Origin of the sequence: Cupriavidus sp. USMAHM13 (assembly GCF_001854285.1) — a bacterium.
GTDB classification, from domain to species: domain Bacteria; phylum Pseudomonadota; class Gammaproteobacteria; order Burkholderiales; family Burkholderiaceae; genus Cupriavidus; species Cupriavidus malaysiensis.
Map to the genome: position 1 here is coordinate 623,760 of NZ_CP017752.1, position 17,636 is coordinate 641,395.

At 70.3% G+C, this 17,636-nt stretch carries 12 protein-coding genes; 5 read left to right on the forward strand and 7 right to left on the reverse strand.

Features of this window, described 5'->3' with window-relative positions; translation table 11 throughout:
* The first annotated feature begins 219 nt into the window (after positions 1–219).
* On the forward strand, positions 220–951 hold the full coding sequence (locus BKK81_RS21170; RefSeq protein WP_071017453.1) for a TetR/AcrR family transcriptional regulator: 732 nt from the start codon (positions 220–222) through the stop codon (positions 949–951).
* A 14-nt stretch (positions 952–965) separates the two neighbouring features.
* Here the strand turns inward: BKK81_RS21170 and BKK81_RS21175 are convergent, their stop codons facing one another.
* From BKK81_RS21175 to BKK81_RS21185, 3 genes are all read right to left on the reverse strand, one after another.
* Positions 966–3,743, reverse strand: coding sequence for a hypothetical protein (locus BKK81_RS21175; RefSeq protein WP_071017454.1), 2,778 nt, complete (start codon positions 3,741–3,743; stop codon positions 966–968).
* A gap of 145 nt (positions 3,744–3,888) precedes the next feature.
* Positions 3,889–4,866 (reverse strand): DedA family protein/thiosulfate sulfurtransferase GlpE, encoded by a 978-nt coding sequence (locus tag BKK81_RS21180; RefSeq protein WP_071017456.1) that lies wholly within the window; start codon positions 4,864–4,866, stop codon positions 3,889–3,891.
* A gap of 149 nt (positions 4,867–5,015) precedes the next feature.
* On the reverse strand, positions 5,016–5,645 hold the full coding sequence (locus BKK81_RS21185; protein ID WP_071017458.1) for a response regulator transcription factor: 630 nt from the start codon (positions 5,643–5,645) through the stop codon (positions 5,016–5,018).
* 218 nt (positions 5,646–5,863) lie between these two features.
* Between BKK81_RS21185 and BKK81_RS21190 the strand changes: the two genes are divergently transcribed.
* Entirely contained in the window at positions 5,864–6,409 is a 546-nt protein-coding gene (locus BKK81_RS21190) for a cupin domain-containing protein (RefSeq protein WP_071017460.1), read from the forward strand.
* Positions 6,410–6,479: 70 nt separating this feature from the next.
* Here BKK81_RS21190 and BKK81_RS21195 read toward each other — a convergent pair whose 3' ends face one another.
* The gene (locus BKK81_RS21195) at positions 6,480–7,919 is read right to left on the reverse strand and encodes an MFS transporter (protein ID WP_071017462.1); all 1,440 of its coding nucleotides are present in this window, start codon (positions 7,917–7,919) and stop codon (positions 6,480–6,482) included.
* A 174-nt stretch (positions 7,920–8,093) separates the two neighbouring features.
* Between BKK81_RS21195 and BKK81_RS21200 the strand changes: the two genes are divergently transcribed.
* A complete protein-coding gene (locus BKK81_RS21200) occupies positions 8,094–8,978 on the forward strand; it encodes a LysR family transcriptional regulator (RefSeq protein ID WP_071017464.1) in 885 nt (294 codons plus the stop codon).
* 135 nt (positions 8,979–9,113) lie between these two features.
* A complete protein-coding gene (gene fusA, locus BKK81_RS21205; RefSeq protein WP_071017466.1) occupies positions 9,114–11,222 on the forward strand; it encodes an elongation factor G in 2,109 nt (702 codons plus the stop codon).
* A 179-nt stretch (positions 11,223–11,401) separates the two neighbouring features.
* Here fusA and BKK81_RS21210 read toward each other — a convergent pair whose 3' ends face one another.
* The gene (locus BKK81_RS21210; RefSeq protein ID WP_442873414.1) at positions 11,402–14,521 is read right to left on the reverse strand and encodes a transglycosylase domain-containing protein; all 3,120 of its coding nucleotides are present in this window, start codon (positions 14,519–14,521) and stop codon (positions 11,402–11,404) included.
* 196 nt (positions 14,522–14,717) lie between these two features.
* Positions 14,718–15,749 carry an aldo/keto reductase gene (locus BKK81_RS21215; protein WP_071017468.1) on the reverse strand — a complete coding sequence of 344 codons (1,032 nt, stop codon included), beginning with the start codon at positions 15,747–15,749 and terminating at the stop codon, positions 14,718–14,720.
* 225 nt (positions 15,750–15,974) lie between these two features.
* On the opposite strand from BKK81_RS21215, the gene BKK81_RS21220 reads away from it, so the two are divergent.
* Complete coding sequence (locus BKK81_RS21220; RefSeq protein WP_197524032.1) at positions 15,975–16,856, forward strand: alpha/beta hydrolase; 882 nt, start codon at positions 15,975–15,977, stop codon at positions 16,854–16,856.
* An 86-nt stretch (positions 16,857–16,942) separates the two neighbouring features.
* On the opposite strand, the gene bluB is transcribed toward BKK81_RS21220, so the two are convergent.
* Positions 16,943–17,617, reverse strand: a complete 675-nt coding sequence (gene bluB, locus BKK81_RS21225; RefSeq protein WP_071017470.1) for a 5,6-dimethylbenzimidazole synthase — start codon at positions 17,615–17,617, stop codon at positions 16,943–16,945.
* Positions 17,618–17,636: the final 19 nt, after the last annotated feature.

Consider the following 17,636-nt stretch of genomic DNA (forward strand, 5'->3'; position numbering starts at 1 on the left):
ACTCGACTGGCATCAAGCAAGCTCCATGCCCATGGCCGGCACGCGACGCTCCGGACGACGGCGGCCATCTGTGCCGAGTGCGGCACCGGCGCGCCCGGCCTCCCGGCCGCGACCGGAAGCCATGCGGGCCATGCCGCAGAGAAGCCGCGACGGCACGCATGGCATCGGTATACTGGCGGCCTCGATCCGTACAGCAACGCGGCGTCACGCCGCTGACATATGAGCACCCCGACCGCAAGAAAGAGCGCGGCAGCCGGAACCCGGGCCCGGCAGGCACAGGACACCCGTGCCAAGATCCTCAAGGCAGCCATCAAGGTCTTCGCCCAGCGCGGCTACGAAGGCGGCCGCGTGGAACGCATCTCGTCGCTGGCCAAGACCTACGACCGGATGATCTATTACTACTTCGGCAGCAAGGAGAAACTCTTCGTCGAAGTGCTCGAGACCATCTATGCCCAGCTCAACGAAGCCGAGCAGAAGCTGGAACTCGATACCGAGGACCCGGTGCGGGCACTGTCCCAGCTGATCGACTTCGTCTGGCACTACTACCTCGAGCATCCTGAATTCGTCGCCATCCTGTCCAGCGAGAACATGAGCCAGGGCAAGCATGCGAAGAAGTCGGAACGGCTGCGCGACATCTCGCGCTATGCGCTGTCGGTGCTGGACGGCATCCTCGCGCGTGGCAAGGCCGCGGGCACCTTCCGTGCAGATTCACAGGCGCGCGACATCTACCTGGTGATCGCCTCGCTCGGCTACTTCTACAACTCGAACCACCACACGCTGAGCGCCTTCCTTGGCGAGGCGATGATGAGCCAGCCGGCGCTCGCCCATTGGCGCGAGGTGATCCAGGCGACCGTGATGCGCACGGTGTGCGTGGTGGCGCCGGACAGCAGCGCGCCGGCGGCACCCGGCGGCGCGAAGGCCGCCCGCGCCCGCAGCGCGCGCAAGGCTTAGGCCTGCGGCCATCGCTACAGCGCGAACAGGGTCCGCGCCACCGCGTCGCCGTGCGGGCCGCCACCGAATACGCGCGCGCCGATGGCCAGGCCCAGCGCACGGTAACTCTCCCACTGCGCCTCGTCGAAGAACTGGTCGGCGGTCGGCTCCTGCGGGAAGGCCGGGCGGGTGGCGGCATACTCGGCGACATCGAGCGGCGCGCAGGCCGTCAGGCGCGGCTTGAGCAGCACGATGCGGCACACGGGCTGGCGCGGCTGCGCATCGGCGGCACGGAAGACCTGCAGCAGCAGCGCGCATTTGCCGGCGCCGGCCGGCTCCGGCTGCGGCTGCGGCTGCGCGGCTGCGCGGAAATCCTCCGGCACGCCGAACACCTGCCCCAGCACGGGATCCGCCGCGGCGCCGGCGTCGACGGCGATCTCCAGGCCGTGGTCGATGCGCGCCAGCCGCACCAGGTTGGCCAGGTCGCCGAAGCGGTAGTCCGGATCGCAGCCGCAATCGCACAGCACGATCAGGCTGACGTTGCGCTCGGGACGCAGCAGTTCGTAGACGGCGGTGTTCTCGAAGTGGCCGCCATCCGACAGGTACTGCCAGCCGCGCTGCGTGCCGTGGAAGCGCGCGGCCAGTTCGCAGCCGAGGTAGTACTGCGTGCGGAACAAGGCGATCAGGCGCCCCAGCCAGGGATGCGTGGCGCGGTCGGCCTGGCGCCGCACCGCGTGCGCGCCATGCCCGGCATCGAGCGGGTAGGAGGGCCACCACACGCCCAGGCGCAGGTTGGCCAGCCCGAGCAGCAGCGACGTCCCCAGCGTGGTGGCGCGGCCCAGCCCGGTCGAGATCGCCGCGCCGGAGATGGCCACCCAGTCGCCCACCCCCTGTGCCTGCGTCAGCTCGCTCGCCAAGGCCTTGCCGCTGGCGGGATGATAGGGCTGCCCGTCGACCGTGAAGCGCACATAGTTGTCCGTCGGCAGAAAGGCCGAGCCGTGCGGCACGCTGCCGGCGCCGGGCGCCACGCAAAGGGGCTTGCCCTTGCGATCGCGCTGCACCAATTGCTCGGCCGGGTCGACGGTGAGGTTGAGCGTCACATTGATCAGGTGCAGCGGCGCCAGCACCTTGGGGTCATAGTAGGCATTGAGGCTGATGCCATCGCCCGCCACCGGCTCCGCCACGCTCAGCGCGCTGCGCCGGAGCGGCGCCAGCATCTCGGCGGCGCCGAAGCGCTGGCCGTTCGAAGCGCCCAGGTAGGCGCGCGTGAGCCGCGCCGCATAGAAGGGCTGCAGCGTCGACAGGTTGAGGAAGCCGGCGAAGCGGCCGGCCAGCAGCGCGAGGCCGAGCGCGGCCGCCAGCAGCAGCGCCAGCACCGGCGTGGTCCAGGCGTTGCCGAACACCAGCCAGTCGAACGGCTCGCGGCCGTTCCAGCGCACCCACAGCACCAGCCACGACCACAACAGGAAGACGAGCAGGGCCAGCACCGCCGCCGCCGCGCCAGCCAGCAGCGAGACCGGCAGCCGGCCGCGCCAGCCCGCCTGCGCGGCGCCGCCGGCGCGGCTGCGTTCGTCCAGCTGCGTGCTGCCGTAGCGCACCAGCCAGACCAGGGCCGCCAGCAGTCCGCCGGGCAGCAGCGTCCCCCAGCGCTGTGTCGCCATATAGCCGTAGAGGAAGGTGGTGCGCGCCAAGGTGTCGGCCAACCCCAGCGCGGCCAGCCAGAGCGTGAGCGCGAGGCCGAAGCGCAGTGCGCGGGTGGCGCGCACGCGGTAGGCGCTGACCGTGGCCGGCTGCAGCAGCATGGCGGCGCACCAGGCCAGGCCCAGCAGGAGCCAGGCGCCGAGGAAGAGGAACAGGCACGCCAGCGACCAGCCCAGCGACATGGCCGGCGGCTGCAACCGGAACCACACTGCGGCCAGCAGGAAGCCCGCCGCGGCGAGCGCTGCCAGCACCGTGGCGGCATTGAGCAGGCGCGCGCGCTGCGGCTCGGCCTGCGACGGATAGACGAACCAGTAGGCCAGCCCGGGTGGCAGCACCAGCAGCAGCAGGCTCGCCGGCGGCAGCCACATCAGTTCGCTCCACCACAGCGGCAGGCCACCCTGGTTGAAGGCCTGGCGGGCGTCGTGCAGCAGATCCATCTGGTAATTGCCGAGCGCGAGCCAGCTGCCGCCCAGCAGTTGGCGGCCGAGCGCCAGCGCGGCCAGCAGTACCACCAGCGCGCTGCCCAGCACGCAGTGCATGGCAAACCAGTTGCGCACCACGGTGGCCGCCGCGTAGAAGGCATCGCCGGCCCCGGTCGGGGTCAGGTAGCGTCCGTTCTCGCGCAGCCAGGCCACGGCGTCGCGCGTCGGCTCCTCGCCGTGGCTGGTATGGATGCGCCCGGGCGGCTCGTTCTGCAGCGTGCGGTAGGCGTCGGCGGCCGCCTGGACCGGGTTGCTGCCGCGGCGCAGGCGGCCGGGCAAGAACAGGCTGGCGAAGAAGGCACCCAGGTAGCCGCCGCCGCTGACGGTGGAGAGGTAGTCGAACTGCGCCAGCAGGTTCGGCGGCAGCGGCGGGGCCGTGGTGGCGGTGGCGGGATTGGCCGGGGCCGTACCCGGCTCGGGTTCGGCCTGGGCCGCCACCGGCGGTGGCGGCGCCTTGGCCAGGGCCTGCAGTACACCCAGGCAGAAGGTGGCGCTGCGGATGCCGCCACCCGACAGCGCCAGCGCCCAGTTGCGCGCCGCGTCGCGCTGACGCGGGGGAATGCCGAGCAGCTTGCGCCGGCGCGCGATGCGGGCCGCCTCGTCGCTGCCTGGGTGGGCGTCGTCTCGCATCCGATCCTCCGTCTCGAAGGGTTCAGCCCGGCGAAGTGTTCAGCCCAGTATAGGTAGCCGGAGCGTCGTGCAAAGCACTGCTTGCAAGGGCCCCAGGTTTACCCGGGTGCGGAGGCGGCCGGCCTGCGTGGCTGACCCGTGGCGGTCAGGGCTTGCCGGGCGCGGGCGACGATAGCTCGTCCCGGGCGGCCGGCGGCTCGATGCCCGCCTCGCCCTGCAGGCGCTTCCATTCGTCGAAGCCGCCGGCCAGCGCCCAGGTGCTGGCATAGCCCGCCGCGATCAGCCGTTCCGCCAGGATGGCGGCCGACACCTCGTTCGGGCAGGCGCAGTAGGTCACGATCTCGGCCGTGGCGGGATGGGACGCCAGCATCTGCAGGGCGCTATCCAGGTCGACCACCTGCGCGCCCGGGATGCGCTCGATCTCCGCTGGCGCTGAGCGCACGTCCAGCACCAGCGGCAGCACGCCGTTGCGGCGGCGCCTCTCCAGTTCGTCCACGGTCATGCGCGGGATGCGCCGGGTGCGGCGCAGCAGATGCACGCGCCGCCACCAGCGCCAGGCGAGGAAGAGCGCGAAGAGCGCCAGCGCGGCCAGCACCGCGAGGTGGCCGTAGGTGCTGAAGGCATGCAGGATGGCATCGACGAAGTCGCTGAAGACCACGCCGACCAGCAGCGCGCCGCCGGCCCAGACCAGCGAGCCGAGAGCGTCGTAGAAAAGGAAAAGCGGATAGGGCGTGCCGGTCATGCCGGCCATGGCCGTGGACAGCGCGCCGGCGCCGGGCAGCAGCTTGGCGAACAGCAGCGAGCGCGGCCCCAGCTTGAGATAGACCGACTGGGTCTGGCGGATACAGCTGTCGGGCGAGATCGACACGCGGCAGACGGTACGCAGCATCGGTTGCCCGAGGCGCTGGCCAGCCAGGTACCAGGCCGTGTCGGCGATCAGGCAGGCCGCGATCACCGCCGCCAGCACGGCGCCGATGGACGGGCCGCCGTCCTGCATGCCGAGCGCGCCGGCCACGAACAGCATCGGATAGGCGGGCACCGGCAGGCCGGCCTGCTCGGCCAGCACGTTGAGGAATACCAGCATCAGCCCATGGCTTTCCAGCAAGCCCTGCAAATCACCCACGACACTCTCCCGCGCAGCACGCCCCGGCCGCGCCGGGAACGAGGCCTCAGTGTGCCAGCGGCGCGCGGCGCTTGCACGCTTGCGCCTTGCACGAGGAGATCAAATTCCCTGAATGTGTCCCCGCTGCCGCCCGCACCGCCGCGCCGGCATCAGGCGGTGATCTTGCAGCGCCGCGCGAAGTCGACCAGCTCGACCAGGGAGGTGGCCTGCAGCTTGACCATGATGCGCGCCTTGTGGCTGCTGACCGTCTTGTTGCTGATGAAGAGTGCCTCGCCGATGGACTTGTTGGTCAGGCCCTTGGCCAGCATCTGCAGGATCACCACTTCCTTGTCGGACAGGCGGCGCAGGCGCTCGTCGTCCGGCGTGGCGCCGCGCACCGCGGCGCCGGTGCGGCTCAGGTCGGGGAAGACCATGTATCCGGCCATCACGGCCTCGACGCAACGGACGATCTCCTTGATGTCCTGCGTCTTGCTGACGAAGCCTTGCGCCCCCGCCTGCATGGCCCGCGTGGCGAAAGCCGACTGGTCCTGGCCGGACACCACCAGCACGCGGATTTCCGGCTGCATGACCTTGAGGCGGGGCACCACGTCCAGCCCGTTGATCTTGGGGATGTCCAGGTCCAGCACCACCAGGTCCGGCGCATACTGGCGCACCGCCTCCACGGTCGCCTGGCCGTTGTCGGCCTCCAGGATGTTGCCGACGCCCAGTATCTGCTCCAATTGCGCCTTCATCACCATCCGCAGGGCGGGATGGTCGTCCACGATCAGGATCGTCGTCATAGAATCGTCACCTTTGAAATGCCCGAAAGGTCGAGCGGGTCGGTCGGAAATACCTGCATTGGTATGCAAGGCCCGAGTTTAAAAAGGCGCTATTGCACGATCTACGAGACCTTTCTTCTTCTCTAGTCAGATTTTTCTTCCGCTCGTTCGAATGACGAACCACGAGATGGGCCGGTCATGGCGACGGGGGAGGAAGCGCACCAAGGACCACAGCCCCGATGACACCGAAACCACCCGTGCCCGTCATCCCGGAACTGATCGCACGCTTCGCGCTGCAGCCGCACCCCGAGGGCGGCTATTACCGCGAGACCCACCGCGATCCGCGCCGCGTGCGGCGCGAGGGCGCCGTGGAGGAAGGCCTGCGCCACGCCTCGACCGCCATCTACTACCTGTTGTGCGGCACGGCCCACTCGGCCTGGCACCGCATCCGTTCCGACGAGGTCTGGCATTTCTACGCCGGCGGCCCGCTCGACGTGCATGTGCTCGACCCGGACGGTGGCGTGCACACCCTGCACCTGGGCAACGCTCTGGCACATCCCGGCACGGTGTTCCAGGCAGTGGTGCCGGCGGGCAGCTGGTTCGCCGCCGAGCGCGCCGATGCCGGCGCCGATCCGGACGGCTTCGCGCTGGCCGGATGCACGGTGGCGCCCGGCTTCGAGTTCGCCGAGTTCGAGCTGGCCGACATGCCGGCGTTGCTGGCCGCCTACCCGGACCATGCCGCCCTGCTGGCCCGGCTGGCGCCGCGTGCGCCGGCGGACCGCTGATCGGCCGCTTGCTGATCGACCGCCGATGACGCGCTGATGCCGCGGCACGGCACGGCGGCGGAGAGCCGCCTCAGCCGGCCGCGGTACCGCCGCGCAGCGGGGCCGGCCGGCGCAGGCGGGCGGCGATCGCGACGCCCAGCAGCAACACCCCCGCCATGCCCCAGAAGGCCCGCTCGATGCCATGCGCCTGCGCCTGGCGCAGCGCCTCGCCATCCAGCCCCGCGCTGCCGGCATTCGCCACCGCCACCAGCACGGCCAGTGCCAGGGCCCCGCCGACCTGCTGGCTCATCGAGGCCATGCCGGAGGCCACGCCCTGTTCGTGTACGGCGACGCCGCTGCCGGCCGTCACCCACATCGCGGTCCAGGTCATCCCCTGGCCCACGCTCAGCAGCATGATCGGCGCCAGCAGGCGCCAGTAGCCGGCACCGCCCGGCAGCGCCAGGCACAGCCAGGCCGTGCCGGCCGCGCCGGCCAGCAAGCCGGCGAGCAGGGTGGCGCGTTCGCCCGCGCGCAGCAGCATGCGCTCGGCGCAATGGATGCCGGCCGTGCACAGCACCGTCGGCGGCAGGAAGGCCAGGCCGGCCTGCAGCACGCTGTAGCGATAGACCTCCTGGTAGTACAGCGCGAGGAAGTAGTACTGCGCACCGAAGCTCGCCATGAAGACGCAGGTCAGCAGCATGGCCAGGCGCAGCTTGCGGTGGCCGAACATGCGCAGCGGCACCAGGGGATCGGGGCTGTGCCGCTCGATGGCGACGAAGGCTGCCAGCAGGGCGCAGGCCAGCACGATGCTGCCGATGATGCCCGGCGCATCCCAGCCCGTTTCGGGGCCCTGCACCAGGGCCAGGACCAGCAGGGTGCCGCCGGCGGTCACGGTGAGCCCACCGGCCACGTCGAAGCGGCGCCCGCGCAGCGGCGGGCCGTCGGCCGGCAGGCAGCGCAGCGCGGCCAGCGCGCAGCCGCCGGCCAGCGGCACGTTGACCAGGAAGATGGCCTGCCAGCCCAGCCACTCGGTCAGCACGCCGCCCAGCAGCGAGCCGAGCGCCAGCCCGACCGCCGAGGCCGCGCTCCAGACCGCGAATGCGCGCGTGCGGGCGGGCCCTTCGGCGAAGCAGGCATGGATCAGCGCCAGCGTGGCTGGAAACAGCATGGCACCGCCGATGCCCTGCAGCGCGCGCGCGGCGATCAGCAGGGCCTGGTCGGTGGCCACGCCCCCGGCCAGCGATGCCAGCGCGTAAAGCGCCTGGCCCAGCACATAGATGCGGCGCCGCCCGAGCAGGTCGGTGGCGCGCCCGCCCAGCAGCAGGAAGCCGCCGAAGGCAACCGTGTAGGCGCTCACCACCCACTGCAGCTGCTGTGCCGAGAAGCGCAGGGCGCCGCCGATTTCGGGCAGGGCAACGAAGACGATGGTGGCATCCAGCGCAATGATGAGCTGGGCCATGGCAAGCACGGTCAGCGCGCCCGCCGGCAGGCTGGCGGCGGCCGGCGCAGGTCGGGTAGCCGGGACGGTCATGGTGGGTCGATCCGAAAAAGTGACGGATGCAGAGTCTGTCTCATGCCTCTAGAATGATAAATACGTTATCTTTGCTTTCACCTATGCTTTGATGCATGAATCCGTGCATCGAACCAGGGGTCGGCATGCCGCCCGCGCCCGGGCGGCTCCGGCGCCTTCCGCGATGACCCAGACATGGACCTGAATGCCGTCAAGATGCTGATCCGCGTGGCCGAGGCCAGGAGCTTCACGCTGGCGGCGGCATCGCTGCAGATGACCCAGCCCGGCCTGTCACGCGCCATCAGCCGCCTCGAGGCCGAGCTGGGGGTGCGCCTGCTGCACCGGACCACGCGCAGCGTCGGCCTGACGCCCGACGGCCAGTTCTTCTACGAACGCTGCGCGCCGCTGCTGGCGGAACTCGAGCAGGCGGAAAAGCTGCTGGTGGACCGCCGTTGCGCCCCGTCCGGGCCGTTCAAGCTCAGCATGCCGGCCGGCCTCGGCCGCGTCGTGCTGCTGCCGCTGATCGCCCGGCTGGCCGAACAGCACCCCGCGCTGCGCATCGAGTCGGTGATGACCGACCGCATGGTCGACCTCAGCGAGGAGGGCTTCGATGCGGCGGTGCGCATGGGCCCCGTTCCCGAGGGCCGCATCGTGGTGCGCACGCTCGGCATGGCGCGCCGCGTCACCGTGGCGGCGCCGTCCTACCTCGCCGCGCACGGTACGCCGGCGCAACCCGAAGACCTGGCGCGGCACAACTGCCTGACGGTGCGCTGCGCGCGCACCGGCCGGCTGGAGGACTGGCTGTTCGCGCGCGCCGACGGGGCCTTCAGCGTGCCGGTCGAAGGCAAGCTCACCTTCGATGCGCCCGATGCACTGGTCGATGCAGCAGTGCTCGGCCATGGCGTGGTGCAGGTGCTGGCCTTCATGGCGCGTGACGCCATTGCCGCGGGACGGCTGGTGCCCGTGCTCGAAGCCTTCGAAGGTCCGGGCCGGCAGGTCTCGCTGGTCTATCCGCCTTCGCGCCAGTGTTCCCTGAAGATCGGCGCACTGGTGGAGGCGCTGGCGCAAGCCGAGTGGTAGACCGGCGCGCCCCGGCGTGCAAGGGCAGGCGGCATGACATGCGGCGATCATGGGAATGTGCCCAGCCTTGCACCGGAAAACTCCGAAAGTGCTACGCTATCTCAGCAGTCCGAGCCGCTACCCCAGGAGCCAAACGTGCCTCGCAAAACACCGATCGAACGCTACCGCAACATCGGCATCAGCGCCCATATCGATGCCGGCAAGACCACCACGACCGAACGCATCCTGTTCTACACCGGCGTGAACCACAAGATCGGTGAAGTGCACGACGGCGCGGCCACGATGGACTGGATGGAGCAGGAGCAGGAGCGCGGGATCACCATCACCTCGGCCGCCACCACGGCATTCTGGCGTGGCATGGCGGGCAACTATCCCGAGCATCGCATCAACATCATCGACACCCCGGGCCACGTCGACTTCACCATCGAGGTCGAGCGCTCGATGCGCGTGCTCGACGGCGCCTGCATGGTCTACGACGCCGTCGGCGGCGTGCAGCCGCAGTCCGAGACCGTCTGGCGCCAGGCCAACAAGTACAAGGTGCCGCGCCTGGCCTTCGTCAACAAGATGGATCGCGTCGGCGCGGACTTCTTCCGCGTGCACGGCCAGATCGTCGAGCGCCTGAAGGGCAATGTGGTACCGATCCAGGTGCCGATCGGCGCCGAGGACCAGTTCCGCGGCGTGATCGACCTGGTCAAGATGAAGGGCATCGTCTGGGATGACGAAAGCCAGGGCGTGCGCTTCGAGTACGTCGAGATCCCGCCCGAGCTGCTGGAGACCGCGCAGCATTGGCGCGAGAAGATGATCGAGGCCGCCGCCGAGGCCAGCGAGGAACTGCTCGAGCAGTACCTGTCCGGCGAGTCCCTGAGCGAAGCGCAGATCAAGGCCGGCCTGCGCAAGCGCACCGTCGCCAACGAGATCGTGCCCATGCTGTGCGGCAGCGCGTTCAAGAACAAGGGCGTGCAGAGCATGCTCGACGCGGTGATCGATTACCTGCCGTCGCCGGTGGACGTGCCCGCCATCCTCGGGCACACCGAGGACGACCGGGAGGCGGAGCGCCATCCGAGCGACGACGAGCCGTTCTCCGCGCTCGCCTTCAAGATCATGACCGATCCCTTCGTCGGCCAGTTGATCTTCTTCCGCGTCTACTCGGGCGTGGTCAACTCGGGCGATACCGTCTACAACCCGGGCAAGGGCAAGCGCGAGCGCATCGGGCGCATCCTGCAGATGCACGCCAACGTGCGCAACGAGATCAAGGAAGTACGCGCGGGCGACATCGCCGCGGCGGTGGGCCTGAAGGAGGCCACCACCGGCGACACGCTGTGCGACCCGCACAAGATCATCATCCTCGAGCGCATGAGCTTCCCCGATCCGGTGATCTCGCAGGCGGTCGAGCCGAAGACCAAGGCCGACCAGGAGAAGATGGGGCTGGCGCTGAACCGCCTGGCGCAGGAAGACCCGTCCTTCCGCGTCAAGACCGACGAGGAATCGGGGCAGACCATCATCTCCGGCATGGGCGAACTGCACCTGGAGATCATCGTCGACCGCATGCGGCGCGAGTTCGGCGTGGAGGCCTCGGTCGGCAAGCCGCAGGTGGCCTACCGCGAGACCATCAAGCAAGCGGTCAAGGACGTCGAAGGCAAGTTCGTCAAGCAGTCAGGCGGGCGCGGCCAGTATGGCCATGTGGTGATCGACGTGGCGCCGCAACCGCACGGCAAAGGCTATGAGTTCGTCGATGCCATCAAGGGCGGCGTGGTGCCGCGCGAGTTCATCCCGGCGGTGGACAAGGGCATCCAGGACACGCTCAATTCCGGCGTGCTGGCGGGCTACCCGGTGGTGGACGTCAAGGTGACGCTGGTGTTCGGCTCCTACCACGACGTCGACTCCAACGAGAACGCCTTCCGCACGGCAGGCTCGATGGCTTTCAAGGAAGGCATGCGCCGCGCCAGGCCGATCCTGCTCGAACCGATGATGGCGGTGGAAGTGGAGACGCCCGAGGAATTCACCGGCAATGTGATGGGCGACCTCACCTCGCGGCGCGGCATGGTGCTGGGCATGGAAGATATCGCCGGTGGCGGCGGCAAGATCGTGCGCGCCGAAGTGCCGCTGGCGACCATGTTCGGCTACTCCACCTCGCTGCGCTCGCTGACGCAGGGCCGCGCCACCTACACGATGGAGTTCAAGCACTACGCGGAAGCGCCGGCCAGCGTGGCCGAAGCGGTCATCAACGCGAAAAAGGCGGCCTAGGCTTCCGGCTTCGCCTGCCGGCTGCTTCGGTCGCCTTGGGTGCATCCTGGCGGCTCCTTCCAGCACGATCGGATCCGCGCGGCGCCGGTTCGCTCCCCTCTCCCGCCTGCGGGAGAGGGGCCGGGGGTGAGGGCAGGCGCTGGCCGGCGCGACGGCACCGTGCCGCTCGCCAGCCCTCCTCACTCGCGCGGACACCGCAGCAATGCGCGCTCCGTGCCCGTGCTGCCCGCCATTGCCGTGAGCTGCGGCGCAAGCGAGCGCAGCAGGTGCACGGCGAGGGCGCTGGTGAAGTTGTAGTGCGATGCGTCCTGTCCCTTGACGAACAGCGTGACGGTGCCGAAGTAGCGCTCGCCGAGCACGAAGACGAAGGTCGCCGACCGGCTCACCGCATACGAGGCCACCACCCGCCCGCCAGGGCCGCCGACCTGGTAGCGCTGGTCGCCGGTGCCGGTCTTGCCGCCCACCGCCAGCTGCGCGGACGGCGGCTGGCCGGCCACGGTGAAGGCATCCCGGATGGAGCTGGCGGTGCCGCCCTGCACCACCTCGGTCATCGAGCGGCGCACCAGCGCTGCCACCTCGGGCGGCAGCAGGCGTTGAGGTGTGGGCGCCTGCAGCGCGAACTGCGTGGCGTAGGGAGTCCCCTCGGCAAAATCCAGCCGAGTCAGCGCCGCGGTGCGCACCGCCAGCCCGCCGCCGAGCACGATGCCGGCCAGTTCCGCCAGCGCGGCCGGGCGGTCGCCCGAGGCGCCGATGGCGGTGGCATAGGACGGCGTCAGCGCATCGAAGGGATAGCCCAGGCGGTGCCAGCGCTGCGCGATGCGCGCGAAGGCATCCTGTTCCAGCAGCGTGCGGATGCGATTGTCCTGGCCGAACTTGCTGTGCGTGCGGAACAGCCAGCGGTAGACCTCCTGGCGCTGCGCGCGGCTGTCGCGTAATACCTGTTCCAGCGTGGCGTCCGGATGCCCGGCCAGGTACTCGACCAGCCACAGTTCCAGAGGATGGATGCGCGACAGGTAGCCGCGGTCATTGAGGTTGAACTTGTCGTGGCCGTATTTCTGGTACAGCTTGTCGATGTCTTCGTCGGAAAGCTTCAGCGCCGGCAGGCGCGCGCGCAGGACGCGGGCAAAACCGGCCTCGTCGAGCGACGGCTCGACGCTGAGCAGGGCTACGGCCAGGTGCACCGCACCGAGATGCGATGGCGGCGTGCGCACGCGATCCAGCAGCGCGCTGATGCGGTGCGGCTGGTCCAGGTGACGGTAGCGCCGGTAGAAGCCCGCCATATAGGCACTGCCTTCGATATCGGCGAAGCGCTCGAGGTAGCCGCGCCGCTCCGGCGCGGCACGGTCTTCCATCAGGCGGTCGACATCGGGATGGGCCTGCGCCACTTCGTAGCGCACGATATCGCGCATCAAGCGGATGAAGACGAGGTTGACCGAATGCTGGAAACCCTGGCGCACGGTCATGATGCGCTCGCCTTCCCAGCGCTCGAAATTGGAGAAGCTCTGCATGCCGCCGCCGGTAAAGAACGCCTCACCCGGATTGCCCGAATACTTGCGCTCGAGCGCGGCTTCCAGCATCGGTTCGAGCGCGCGCTCATCGACCTCGCGCGTCTTCAGCATGTAGTCGACCGCCCAGCGGCTCAGCACGTCGTTGCGCGCCAGCCTGGCCGCCTGCAGTTCGGCGCGGCTCATGTCGGCATAGCGCGCCTGCAGTTCGGTGACGATCTCCAGGTAGGTGACCAGCGTGCGCAGCTTGGCGGTGGAGCCGAGGTTGAGCCGCGCACCGCTATTGAGGTCGAACGGCTGGTCGACGTTGTCGGCCTGCACGCGCAGCAGGCTGGCGTTGCCAACCCGCTCGTACAGCGTGAAGCTCGCCACCAGCTTGCCCGGATCGTCGCCGGGACGCAGCATGTTGTAGCCGTACAGCCCCATCTCGCGCGCGCCGGCGGGATCGTGCAGGCGCTGCAGCACCGCGCTGATGTCGCGCTGCGCCTCGCGGTTGACGCTGCTGGTGGCGCGCAGGTCGAGCCGGTCGAGTTCATAGCGGCTCGGTATCCCGGTCAGGTGCGAGAGGTCGGCGCGCAACTGGTTCTCCGCCTTGCGTGTGACATAGGGCGGCTGCGGCGGCCGCGGCGGCGGTGCCGCCTTGTCCAGGGGCTGGGCCAGCGCGGCGTCGCGCAGCGCGGGCGTGATGCTGCCGTTGGCGGCCAGCAGGCGCAGATAGCTGCCGGTCAGCGCATCCAGGTTGGTGTCGTCGCGGCGCAGATGGAAGGTGGGACGGCGCTGCGCGATGATCAGCGACAGCGCGCGCTTGAACACCTGCGCCTCGCGCGGCGTGGGATGGACCGGGTCCATGCCGGTCAGCAGGCGGTTCGCCTCGGCGAAATCCTCGCCGTACCAGACCCACAGGCCGTCACCGATGCCGTTGACCTCGCCGAAGCCGGCCCGCGCCGCCAGCGGCACCGTGTTCAGGTAGTCCACCACCACGCGCTCGCGCGCGGCCTGCGTGTCGGGGCCTTCCAGGTAGGCGCGCAGCGAGGCGGACGCCATCTGCCGGAACTTCTCCCTGACAGAGACCGTGCGGCCCTCTGGCGAGTGCCGGTATTTCTCGATCTGCGTAGCCAGCGTGCTGCCGCCGGGCGAGTCATGGTGGCGCAGTGCCAGGCGCAGGCCCTGGTCGGCGATCGCATGCGAGAAGCGTACCCAGTCCAGCGCCGGATTGCGCTCCGGGAATTCGGGATTGAGCAGGCCCTGGTTCTCGACGAACAGCAGGGCGTTGACCATCACCGTCGGCACGGCTGCGAAGCCGGCGTACTGGCGTTGCGGATAGTGCTGCGCGGCCAAGGTCAGGCCGTTGCAGTCCAGCAGGGACAGCCCGGCCTGGTCCTTCTCGGGGTAGGGCGCGAACAGGCCGTAGTCGATGGCCCGCAGCATGTCGTCCGACATGCGCGCCTGCGCCACCGGCGCGTAGCCACGGGCCGCCAGGCGCTTGCTGATGCCGGGCAGCAGCGCGTAGCCCAGGCGGGTGTCATAAGGCGAGGGGTCGGGAAAGCGGATGCTGTCACTGGCCCCCGGCTGCACCTCGAAGCGGATGTCGCGCCCCAGGCGGGACAGGTAGCGGGCCTGCAGGCGCGAGGTGCGCAATTCGTCGGCGATGCCGTGGCCGATGACGTAGACGCCACCCAGGGTGGTGGCCAGCACCACCAGGCGCAGCCAGCCCCGCCGTGGCGGGCGGCGAGCGGCCTCGCGCTTCGCGCTGCGCGCGGAGGCGGAAGACCGGTTCAGGACCCTTGGCAGCACGGCGATAATCCAGCGGCAGCGTTGCGACGGACATCGATGATGCTACTAGTATCGTCGCTGGCGCGAGGAATGCGCGTGCTTTCGCGCACGGAAGCACACCGAAGCGCGCGGCCGCGCAACAGGTGGAGGCCGTGCCACCCGGGGTGCCGGGGGCGGCACCGGGGTGGTCGGCCCGGCGCCGCACGGACTGCGCGGACTAGTTCGCGGCCACCGGCACGGGGCGGCCGGTAAAGGGATAGCTGGGGTCGCTGTAGCCGGGCGTGGAGGCATGGCCGGGACGCACCAGCGCATCGACCATCGCCTCTTCCTGCGGCGATACCGCCACGCCCAGCGCACCGAAGTAGTCCTCGAACTGGGCCAGCGTGCGCGGCCCGGCAATGACTGCGCTGACCAGCGGATTGGCCAGCACCCAGGCCGTGGCGAACTGCCCCAGCGTCAGTCCGCGTGCCTCGGCATGCGCCTTGAGCTGCTGGGCGATGAGGAGCGACTCCTGACGGAACTCGGTCTCCATGATGCGACGGTCGGCACGCCCTGCGCGGGTGCCTTCCGGCGGCTGCTGGCCCGGCAGGTACTTGCCGGTCAGCACGCCGCGCGCGATCGGGCTGTAGGGCACCACGCCCAGGCCGTAGTGGCCGCAGGCCGGCAGGATCTCCACCTCCGGCATGCGGTTGAGCAGGTTGTAGTAGGGCTGGCAGCAGACCGGGCGCGGCACGCCGAGCTGCTCGCACAGGCGCGCCACCTCGGCGATGCGCCAGCCGCGGAAGTTGGACAAGGCCCAGTAGCGGATCTTGCCGGCGCGCACCAGGTCGCCCATGGCACGCACCGCTTCCTCGAGGTTCTCGCCCTCGTAGTCGCGGTGCAGGTAGAGGATGTCGAGGTAATCGGTGGCGAGGCGGCGCAGGCTGTCCTCTACCGCACGCAGGATCCAGCTGCGCGAATAGTGCGAAAGATTGGGACCGGCGCCCATGGCGTTGCCCAGCTTGCTGGCCAGCACCCAGCGCTCGCGGTCGCCGGTGAGCAGGCGGCCCACCATCTGTTCCGAGGCGCCGCGGCTGTACACGTCGGCGGTGTCGATGAAGTTGACACCGTGTTCGCGCGCGCTGGCCACGATGCGCGAGGCTTCGCTCTCGTCGGTCTGGTCGGCGAACATCATGGTGCCGAGGCACAGGGCCGACACCTTCAGGTTGCTGGCGCCCAGGCGCCGGTATGGCATGTTCGATTCGGGCATGGCAGGTTCGTGCTGGAGAGGGGTTCGGGAATGCGCGGCGTGCACGACAGGCAGACGGCCGCCGCGACTGGCATTGTGCCGCGAGCCGGGCGCGCCTGCAGGAGGCGCGGGCGGGGCGATCCGCCGCGCCGCCGCCACGGCGGCATTGCCGGCGCCGCAGGAGCGGGCTATCTTGGGAAGCACGCCCGCGCTGCGTGCCGACCATCTCCCGAGCCGAGGTCTTCCATGTCTGCTGCCGACCGTCCCGTCGCCGCTCCCGCCCCCCTTGGCCAGGCAGTTCGCCAGTCCCGCCCGCTGCGCGCGGCCGCCCTCGCCTGGCTGGCCCGCCTCGCCTGGCTGGCCGGACTGGCCTGCGCCAGTGCCGGCGCGGCGCGCGCGCAGGTACCCGAGCAGGTGGTGGACATCCCCACCCGCCCCGGCGTGACCCAGCGCTTCCTCTACCTCGCACCGGCGGCGCCGAAGGCGGCCGTGGTGCTCTACGCGGGCGGCCACGGCGGCCTGCGCATCTTCCCCAACGGCTCGATGGGCTGGGGCGCCGGCAACTTCGTGGTGCGTACGCGCCAGGACTTCGCCGCGGCCGGCCTGGCGGTGGCGGTGGTCGACGCCCCCAGCGACCGGCTGTCCCCGCCCTACCTGAACGGCTTCCGGCAGGGTGCGGAACACGCGGCCGACGCGCGCGCGGTGATCGCCTGGGTGCGCGAGCATGCCAAGGTGCCGGTATGGCTGGTCGGCACCAGCCGCGGCACGCAGTCGGTGGCGGCGATCGCCATCCGCCTGGCGGACGGCGGCGGCCCCGACGGCATCGTGCTGACCTCGACCATCCTGCGCGAGGAGCGCGGGCGCGCGGTGCCGCAGATGGAACTGGCCAGGCTGGCGCTACCGGTGCTGGTGGTGCACCACAAGGACGATGGCTGCAAGCTGTGCCCGGTGGCCGATACCGGCATGCTGATGGACCGGCTCACGGCCGCGTCGCGCAAGGAGCTGGTGGTGGTCAGCGGCGGCAGCAACCAGGGCGATCCGTGCGAGGCCATGGCCTATCACGGCTACAACGGGATCGAACCGCAGGTGGTGCAGTCGATCGCGACGTGGATCACCGCGGCGCGCTGAGCGCCGGCACGCGCGGCCGCGGGCGCTAGTCCGCTGCGTCAGAGAAAGCACCGCCGCTCGGGGGCGCATGCTCTGGTGCAGTGGACTTAGCCGCCCCAGCCGTCGGTGGACAGCAGCGCGTCGAGCGGGCGGCCGTGCCGCCAGTCCTCCAGCTCCAGCATCGGCGCCGGGTAGAAGGCATGGACCGGGCCCAGGCACAGGATGGCGATGGGCTGGCTGCCGGACGGCATGCCCAGCAGCGCGGCCAGGGCCTGCGGCTCGAACATCGAGACCCAGCCCATGCCGAGGTTCTCCACGCGGGCCGCCAGCCACAGGTTCTGGATGGCGCAGGCGGCCGAGCACAGCGCCATTTCGCGCGGCATGGTGCGCCGCCCGAACACGGTACCGTCGTCGGGCGCCAGCGCCGCCACCAGCAGCTCGGCGCAGTCCCTCACACCCTCCACCTTGAGCTTCAGGAAAGCCTCGCCGCGCGCGCCGAGCGCCTGGGCCGTGCGCTGGCGCTCCTGCTCCACCAGGCCGGCGATGCGCTCGCGCAGGCCGGCGTCGACGATGCGCACGAAGCGCCAGGGCTGCATCAGGCCGACCGACGGCGCGCGGTGGGCGGCCTCCAGCAGCCGGCGCAGCACCGCCTCGTCGACGCGGGCGCCGGCGATGAAATGGCGCATGTCGCGCCGCGCCGCCGCCAGCCGGTAGAAGGCCGCCTGTTCGTCGGGCGTGAAGTCCGGCTCGGCCGGTCGCGGGTCGCTGGCGGGGGTGGTCATAGGATCGGGACGAGGGCGA